At 34.9% G+C, this 9104-nt stretch carries 10 protein-coding genes; all 10 read left to right on the top strand.

The genetic code is table 11. The features are described from left to right. Positions 1–115 precede the first annotated feature (115 nt). The 10 genes from J2S15_RS19485 to hslO all read left to right on the top strand — a co-directional run bounded on the left by J2S15_RS19485 (position 116) and on the right by hslO (position 9103). Positions 116–898 (top strand): GntR family transcriptional regulator, encoded by a 783-nt coding sequence (locus tag J2S15_RS19485; protein ID WP_307411876.1) that lies wholly within the window; start codon positions 116–118, stop codon positions 896–898. 53 nt (positions 899–951) lie between these two features. Continuing rightward, positions 952–1395 (top strand): PTS sugar transporter subunit IIA, encoded by a 444-nt coding sequence (locus J2S15_RS19480; protein WP_307411872.1) that lies wholly within the window; start codon positions 952–954, stop codon positions 1393–1395. 11 nt (positions 1396–1406) lie between these two features. Continuing rightward, entirely contained in the window at positions 1407–2141 is a 735-nt protein-coding gene (locus J2S15_RS19475; RefSeq protein ID WP_307411870.1) for a sugar isomerase domain-containing protein, read from the top strand. Between the two features lie 13 nt (positions 2142–2154). Further along, positions 2155–2421, top strand: coding sequence for a PTS sugar transporter subunit IIB (locus J2S15_RS19470; RefSeq protein ID WP_307411868.1), 267 nt, complete (start codon positions 2155–2157; stop codon positions 2419–2421). Between the two features lie 15 nt (positions 2422–2436). Next, a complete protein-coding gene (gene ulaA, locus J2S15_RS19465) occupies positions 2437–3777 on the top strand; it encodes a PTS ascorbate transporter subunit IIC (RefSeq protein ID WP_307411865.1) in 1341 nt (446 codons plus the stop codon). A 91-nt stretch (positions 3778–3868) separates the two neighbouring features. Then, a complete protein-coding gene (locus J2S15_RS19460) occupies positions 3869–4432 on the top strand; it encodes a hypothetical protein (RefSeq protein ID WP_307411862.1) in 564 nt (187 codons plus the stop codon). 12 nt (positions 4433–4444) lie between these two features. After that, positions 4445–5656: a tRNA lysidine(34) synthetase TilS gene (gene tilS / locus J2S15_RS19455; protein ID WP_307411859.1), complete on the top strand. Its 1212-nt coding sequence runs from the start codon at positions 4445–4447 to the stop codon at positions 5654–5656. A gap of 26 nt (positions 5657–5682) precedes the next feature. Beyond that, entirely contained in the window at positions 5683–6222 is a 540-nt protein-coding gene (gene hpt, locus J2S15_RS19450) for a hypoxanthine phosphoribosyltransferase (RefSeq protein WP_307411856.1), read from the top strand. 12 nt (positions 6223–6234) lie between these two features. Beyond that, positions 6235–8160, top strand: a complete 1926-nt coding sequence (ftsH, locus tag J2S15_RS19445; RefSeq protein ID WP_307411853.1) for an ATP-dependent zinc metalloprotease FtsH — start codon at positions 6235–6237, stop codon at positions 8158–8160. A 67-nt stretch (positions 8161–8227) separates the two neighbouring features. Further along, positions 8228–9103 carry an Hsp33 family molecular chaperone HslO gene (gene hslO / locus J2S15_RS19440; RefSeq protein ID WP_307411850.1) on the top strand — a complete coding sequence of 292 codons (876 nt, stop codon included), beginning with the start codon at positions 8228–8230 and terminating at the stop codon, positions 9101–9103. The last annotated feature ends 1 nt before the right edge of the window (position 9104 follow it).

Raw genomic sequence — 9104 nt, 5'->3', positions numbered from 1 at the left:
AGGAACGTACTAATGTTGTACATTATGAGTTTTATGACTTTAATGTTCCAAATGAAATAAACTTCTATTTTATCTAATAAACAAAGGACTTTCTCGTTATTGGGGAAGTTTTTTTATGAAACTATTGACAACTGGTTATAACCAGTTGTATATTAAGAGTAGAGGAGGGAATACAGTGAAAAATGAAAATGATAAATTGCCAATATATTATAAGTTGGCAAAGAAAATAGAAGAAAACATTGAAAAAGGTATCTGGCGTAAAGGAGAACCGATTCCTTCAGAGCGTGAGCTGATTAAGATTTATAATGTGAGCAGGATTACGGTTCGTAATGCAATTGATGAATTGGTAAAACAGGGAAAACTGGAAAAGATTCAAGGGAAAGGTACGTTTGTATTAGGAAAGAGTATTGTCCAAAACTTAGGAAATTTATATAGTTTTACTAGAGAAATGGAAAAACAAGGGAAGATTTCAAGTACAAAGGTTCTAAATATATCAATAATGAAAGCTAGTCTAAAGTTGGCGTTGCATTTAGGAATCAAAGAAAATGATGAGGTAATTTATATTGAACGTCTGCGTTGTGCAGATAAAGAACCAATTATGATTGATCGTTCTTACTTCAGTAAAGAGAAATTTGGATTCTTACTAGATATCGATTTAACTAAGAAATCATTATATAAAACATTAGAGAATGAATATGGAGTATATATTAATAAAGCAATTGAAACATTCTCAGGTTGTATGTTAACTGATGAAGAAAGCGAAAAACTTGGATGTGCAAAACATCAGTATGGATTACTAGTAAAACGTACATCATTTATGGATGAAAAAGTAGTGTGTTATTCAACAACTGTTGCATCAGGTGATACGTTTGAATTTACAATTAAATTAGAGATTTAATTGTTATTTATATTAACTGGTTATAACGACATAACCAGTATGAAGGAGGTTATATGCTAAGCGAAGTATTGAATGAAAACATGGTAGAGACTCAGATTGAAAAGACAAGTTGGCGTGATGTGGTAAATGAATGTGGAAAAATTTTGTTGGATGAAAACAAGATCAAAGATGCTTATGTAGAATCAATGATTGAAACCGTTGAAAAGATGGGGCCATATATGATCTTGTTGCCGGAGATTGCATTCTTTCATGGAGTACCAGGAGCGAATGTGAAAGAAATTTGCTTGAGTTTAGTTACATTGAAAGAGCCAGTTTACTTTGAAGAGTTTGAAGGACAAAAAATCAAGGCAGCATTTGCATTTGGAGCAACAGATAAAAATTCCCACATGAGTCTGTTGTCGAATCTGGCATTGTTATTACAGGATGAGGAGTTCGTCTCACTTTTGAAAAACAATGGTTCAAAAGAAGAGATTATGGAAAGGATCGCTAATTATTAGGAGGTAAGAAAATGAAGCAGTTAGAATTTCTTGAAGTTGTGAAGTCACAATTAGACCAACAATTTGAAGAGGAAAAAGAAACAATTGAAGCAGCAGCACAAAGTTGTGCGGCATCAATTATGAAGAAACGAGTGGTACATGTGTTTGGATGTGGGCATTCACAAATGTTTGCAATGGAATTGTTCTATCGTGCTGGTGGATTGGTACCAGTAAATGCATTATTAATTCCACACTTAGCATTGTTTCCGAAAGCAAAGCTAAGTACGATTCAAGAACGAGTGGAAGGCTTCTCACAGGAATATCTGAATTTAGAGAACACAAGTGCTGATGATACGATGATTATTGTATCAATCTCAGGACGTAATGCAGCAGCAATTGATATGGCACTTTCAGCAAAAGAAAAAGGAATGAAGGTAATCGCATTAACTTCAGTTAAATTCTCAAGTGCTGTAAGCTCTCGTCACTCTTCTAAGAAGAATTTACGTGATGTAGCAGATATTGTGATTGATGTGAAGTGTGTTGAAGGAGATGCTTGTATGCGCGTTGAGGGACTGGATGTTAAGTTTACAGGAACATCAACAATTCTTGGTATGACCGTACTGGATGGTATTACTTCAAGAGTTGTAGAACTATGTGTAGAGCAAGGTTACAAACCGCCAATCTATGTGAGTTCGAACTTAGATGTGGGAGATGACATTAACAAGGAATACATAAGAGAATATCGTGATTTGATTGATTGTTTGTAAGGAGGAACAACATATGAAGATTATTACTGTTTGTGGATTAGGAGTAGGTTCAAGTTTAATACTAAAGATGACAGTAGATAGTGCGATGCAAAAGTTAGATCGTGATTGTACGATTGAACATTGGGATATGGGAACCGTACGTGGAAAAGACTTTGATCTGTTAGTAACTACAGAAGGGTTTAGAGATAATTTTGCGGACTTGGATAATGTAGTGTATGTGAATAATATTGTGGATGTTGAAGAAGTAAAAACTAAATTAGAAGAGTATTTTAATCGATAAGGAGGATAAAAAGAAATGTTAGACTTTTTAATTGAAGTAATTAAGACGCCAGCGATTGTATTAGGGTTAGTTGCACTTGTTGGATTGGTGTTACAGGGAAAAGGCGCCGCAGCAGTTTTCTCAGGAACACTAAAAACATCGTTAGGGATGTTGGTATTATCAGCAGGATCAAGTTTGATTGTTAATGAGATATTACCGTTTGTATCATTATTTACAGATGTATTTAATTTAACAGGATTTGCCACTTCATCAGAAGCGGTGGTAGGAGCAATCCAACAGGCATTACCTGTTGTAGCGAGTACAAGTTCGATTATCTTGGCAATTGGATTCTTGGTAAATGTGATTTTAGCAAAATTCTCACCACTAAAGTATATTTTCCTAACAGGACATATGATGTGGATTTTATCAGTGGTAGTAGCATTTGCATTATATAAAGCGGATTACAGTGAAACAATGATTATCGTAATTGGTAGTGCATTACAAGGTATTATCATGGTTGTATTACCAGCACTAGCGCAACCAATGGTACGTAAGATAACTGGAAACGATTCTATTGCGATAGCCCACTTAACAACATTAGGTACAGTACCTTCTGCTTATATTGGTGGATTATTAGGTGATAAAACAAAGAGTGCTGAAGATTTAAAATTACCAAAATCATTAGAAGTATTTAAAGATACATCAATTTCAGTTGCAATCGTTATGGGTGTGTTCTACATGGTTGTCGTAATTATGGCAGGACCAGATAAAGTTGGAGCACTAAGTGATGGTACAAACTACATTCTATTTGGATTAATGAAAGCATTAGGATTTACAGCAGGTATCTTAGTATTACTACAAGGTATTCGTATGTTCTTAGGAGAACTAGTTCCAGCATTTAAAGGAATCTCTGATAAACTTGTACCAGGTGCAATTCCAGCACTTGATGTACCTGCATTATTTGGATTTGCGCCTAATTCACTGATGATTGGATTCGTTACTGCAGTAGCAGGTATGATAGTATCAATGGTCGTATGTTCAATGGTATTTAATACAGTTCCATTAGTATCAATCATTGGTGCATTCTTCACTGGTGGAGTTGCAGGTATTCTTGGAAATGCAACTGGTGGTAGAAGAGGAGCAATCATTTCAGGATTCGTATATGGATTCTTATTAATCTTCTTAAGTGCAATGTTATCAACAATGTTTGACTTCTCTGCATATGGAGTTGCAGGAGTTGGGCATGACTGTATTGATGCAATTGTAATTACCATTTTATTGAGTAACCCAATTATTGGAATTGTAGTAATTGGTGTGGTATTTGCACTGTTATGTGTACTAGAAGTAAGAAGAAAAGCAAAGACAGTTCAACAATAATTCCTATTAAGACTATTGATTTTCCTTCAATGGTCTTTTAATTTCCTAGGAATACATAAAAACTTCCTGTATTTACTAATAGGAGGGAGTTATGGAAATTACAAAATTAAGCACATATTTAAAAGAAGGAGACCTGGATAAAAAGGTCAAAGAACAGGAATACTGGCGAAGCGTATGGGACATGTACGTGGAAGAAACCGAAAGCATTTATTCGCATCTGACTACAAAAGAGGCAATGGTAAGGATGATATCAGAAGTGAATTTTCGTAATCGATCACAGTCACCATCCTGTGAGGATTTAGGAGTATGGATTCGTGTAGGAGATATCTGCTATATCGATTTTGGAATTAATTATATTAATGAAGCAGGATTTCAGCACTTTGGTATCATTCTTGCGATTGTAAATAATAAGGTTCTAGTTACACCAATGACAAGTAATGAAAGAGCATACCAGTTGTCACAGGAACGAGAACTAAAACCTCACCTAATGCCGATTGGTAAGATTGATGGAATGTATCGTGACTCGACATTATTCTTAAATGATTCCAAGTTTATTAATTCCGCGCGAATCATAGATGTGAAAGCACATCTGCCAATCCAAAGTAGTTTGTTTAAAGAAATCAAGAAACGATTTCATGAATTAGTCGGGAAATGATATAATACAAACATGGAAAAACTAGAGGGTACATGGGTAGTTGCGGTGTCTGGTGGTGCCGATTCAATGGCACTACTGGATATGTGTTATCAAAACAATATGGATATAGTGGTTGCTCATGTCAATTATCAAAAAAGAGAAAGTGCAAATCGTGATGAAAAAGGGGTAGAGAGTTATTGCCATAATCGCAATATCCCTTTTTTTAAACACGTGGTAGATAACTATGAGAAAGGTAATTTTCAGGCGATTGCCAGAAAAATTCGTTATGCCTTTTTTAAAGAAATAGTAGAAGGTCAAAATGCGAAAGGTGTTCTGGTTGCGCATCATTTGGATGATGTATTAGAAACCTATATTATGCAAAAGAAGCGTAAAAGTATTCCTGAATATTATGGAATTGCAAAGGAAACTAAAATTTATGGTGTGCGTGTCTGCCGACTCTTATTAGAGTATACAAAAGCAGATTTAGAAACTTATTGTGAAAAGCATAATGTACCTTATTTCTTGGATGAATCAAACTTGAAAGATGATTATACTAGAAATAAAATTCGCCATGAACAAATCGAGCAAATGAGTGTTCAAAACAAGAAAGATATGGTGAAATGTATTCAACAAGATAACGAACGCTTACAGAAGGAAATGAGTGAGGTTCGTTTGTTTTGTGAGAATAAAGATACGCTAATGCAGGAAGAGTTGTTAACACTTGAAGAATCATTTTTATGCAAAGTACTGCGATATTGGATTATCAAGCACACTGAATATCATAGTATATCGATGAAGTACTTATTACATATCAGTGAATTAATCAAGAAAAAAGAGAATTGGATTTATCCGATTCGTAGTAAATTTCAACTTGTCTGTGAGTATGGTGTAATGAAAATTGAATCAACTGAAACCTATTCGTTTTACCATGTATTTCAAAAAATTGAATATATGAAAACAGAACACTTTGAAACATGTGATCATGGAAAGAAAATTGAAGGTGTTTTTGTTAGGGATGAAGACTTCCCGCTGGTAATCAGAAACTATCATTCAGGTGATAAAATCGAACTTCGTTATGGTACAAAAAAGGTCTCTAGGTTCTTTATTGACCGTAAAATAGCGAAGAAGGAACGCGAATTATGGCCTGTTTTAGTCAACAATATGGGAAAAATTATCTTTGTTTGTGGGATTGGGTGTGATATCTCACATTATAGTAACAATTTTAATATGTTTGTGGTAAAATAGTTTTATTGTTTAGGAGGATTTTTTTCATGCATAAAGATGTTGCAGAAGTCTTAGTTTCAAGAGAAGAAATTCATGAAAAATGTATTGAATTAGGAAAAAAGATTACTGAAGATTACACAGCGAAGGGGGAGATACCTTTGTTGGTAGGTTTACTTAGTGGATCAGTTCCATTTATGAGTGAACTTATGAAAAATATAGAAATGGATATATGTATTGATTTTATGGATGTTTCTAGTTACGATGGTACTACTTCTGTAGGATCAATTCGAATTGATAAGGATTTATCAACCTCAGCGGCTGATCGTTCAATCTTATTGGTTGAAGATATTGTAGATACAGGAAAAACACTTTTAGAAGTGAAACGTATGCTAGCGAATAAAGGAGCGAAAGAAGTAAAGGTTGTTTCTTTATTGGATAAGCCAGAACGTCGTACTGAAGACGTTGTTGCTGATTATGTAGGATTTACAATCAAAAACGAATTTGTAATCGGATATGGATTAGATTACAATCAAAAATACCGTAACCTACCTTATGTAGGTGTATTGAAAAGAGAAGTATACGAATAAGAAGGAGGCAAAATGAAAAATAACAAAAAGAGTCCTTTGCTGTTTTTGCCTTATATCATAGTAATTGCAATTTTACTATCATTATTTCCAATGTTTAATGATTCCAATAGTGATGAGTTTACATACAATCAGTTTGTTAAGAAAGCTGAGAAGATGGAATTCAAAGACGTTAACATGGAAATTAGTTCAGTTGTCGTTGATGTAAGTGGTAAATATGTTAAAGATGGTGAAGAAGTAACATTTAGTGTTACAGTTCCAAAAACAGATGAAAATATTTCATGGTTAGAAGAAGTATTGGATGAAAATGGTAAAAATAAAGTAAAAGTTTATGAGCCAAGCGATGACAATATGTTTCTTAACTTATTGTTTAATTTCGTCCCAATTGTAATATTTGGAATTTTAATCTTCTATATGTTTAGCAAGATGGGTGCTGGTGGACAAAACAAAGCATTCGAATTTGCTAAATCTCGTGCTAAGATTCAAGGAAATGTGAAAACAAGATTTGATGATGTAGCGGGAGCAGATGAAGAAAAAGAAGAAGTAAAAGAAATTATAGATTATCTTAAAAACCCGAAAAAGTTTACTGAAATGGGAGCGAAGATTCCTAAGGGAATGTTGATGGTGGGTCCTCCAGGTACTGGTAAGACATTACTTGCGAAGGCTGTAGCTGGTGAAGCTGATGTGCCATTCTTCTCAATCTCAGGTTCAGATTTCGTTGAAATGTTTGTTGGTACTGGAGCAAGTCGTGTTCGTGATATGTTTAAAAAAGCGAAACAGGCTGCACCATGTATTATCTTCATTGATGAAATTGATGCTGTTGGTAGACAACGTGGAGCTGGTATGGGTGGAGGAAACGATGAACGTGAACAAACTCTAAACCAATTACTAGTTGAAATGGATGGTATGGAAGAAAACGTTGGTATTGTTGTAATTGCTGCAACAAACCGTGCGGATGTTCTTGACCCAGCGTTATTAAGAAGTGGACGTTTTGACCGTCAGATCACAGTTAGTCTTCCTGACAAAAAAGGAAGAACAGAAATTCTTGCAGTACATGCACGTGGTAAGAAACTTGCAAAAGGTGTGTCACTTGAAAACTTGGCGCAACGTACTCCTGGATTCAGTGGAGCTGACTTGGCAAATATATTGAATGAAGCTGCAATTCTGGCTGTTCGTGAAAACCGTAAGGAAATCACAATGGCTCATTTGGATGAAGCGGTTGATAGAGTAATGATGGGACCAGCTAAAAAATCTAAGAAATATACAGATAGTGATAAAAAACTTGTTGCTTATCATGAAGCAGGACATGCTGTTATCGGTATTAAATTAGAAGATGCAGATATGGTTCAAAAAGTTACAATTATTCCTCGTGGAGAAGCAGGTGGATATAACCTGATGACTCCAAGAGAAGAAAAATACTTCCATCGTAAGAAGGAATATATGGCACAGATTACTGGTTTACTTGGTGGTCGTGTTTCTGAAGAACTTGTGTTTGGAGAAATTAGTGCCGGAGCTGTAAGTGATATCGAGAAGATTACGAAAATTGCGAAAGCAATGGTACGTGTATTCGGGATGTCATCACTTGGACCTATCCAATATGCAGATCCTCAAGGTAATGTATTCTTAGGAAGAGATTACAACAGTGGAAATGCTTACTCAGGTGAGATAGCATTTGAAATTGATAAAGAAGTTAGAAAAATCGTTAATGAATGTTACGAAGACTGTAAACGAATTATTACAGAAAACCGCAACCTTCTTGATTTGATTGCAAATGCATTGATCAGTGAAGAAACATTAACAAGTGAACAAATCAATAACTTGGTTCAATATGGTACAATTGAAGCGCCTGCTGGTGCTTCAACAGGAGAACATAAAACAACAACTCCTCCACCATCAACTGATCAAATTATTGGTGATGTGATTGACGATAACAAAGAATAAAAAGCAACAGCACATGTCAGATGACAGTGCTGTTCTTTCTTCTTAATGAAGATGAATGAGAGGTAATATGAAAGATCAATTAGTAAAAGCAATTGCATGCGATGGGCATGTAAGAATATATGTATGTAATACAACAGGAATTATTAACTATGCACAAAAGCAACATGATTTATGGCCAACTGCCAGTGCAACGTTAGGTAGAGTGCTGAGTGTTGCATCAATGATGGGTGGTAACTTAAAGAGTGATAAAGAAAAACTGACAATCACGATTAATGGTGGTGGACCAATTGGGACTGTTATGGCAGATGCTTATTATGGTGGGAATGTACGTGGATTCGTTGGTGAACCACATGTACACTATCAATACAACGATACAGGTAAACTTGCAGTAGGAGTAGCAGTTGGAACACAAGGGTATTTGGAAGTAAAAAAAGACCTTGGACTAAAAGAAGAATTTGGTGGTCAGGTTGCACTTCAAAATGGAGAAATTGGTGATGACTTTGCTTACTACTTTGCATTAAGTGAACAAACACCATCAGTTGTATCTGTAGGTGTGCTTGTTGATACTGACAATACAATTATTTCGTCTGGAGGACTTTTGATTCAAATGCTTCCAGATGCTAGTGAAGAAGATATTGAAAAAGTAGAAGCAGTAGTTAAAACGCTACAACCAATGTCAGATTTAATCAAAGATAACGTTGCTTTAGAAGAAATCGTGAAATCTTTGTTTGAAGATGCTAAAATACTAGAGACAACTGATATTGCATTTACTTGTAACTGTAGTAAAGAAAGAGTAGAGAATGCGATTAAGTTAATTGATAAAGAAGATTTAAAAGCAATGATTGAAGAGGATCATGGAAGTGAAGTATCTTGTCAGTTCTGTAATAAGACATATACATTTAGTGAAGAGGAACTTCAACAAATTTTAGATAGTAAGGAATAAT

It is taken from the genome of Breznakia pachnodae (assembly GCF_030814225.1).
Lineage (GTDB): Bacteria > Bacillota_I > Bacilli_A > Erysipelotrichales > Erysipelotrichaceae > Breznakia > Breznakia pachnodae.
The sequence above is the reverse complement of the archived record's forward strand: the minus strand, read 5'-3'. Positions and strand labels throughout refer to the sequence as shown.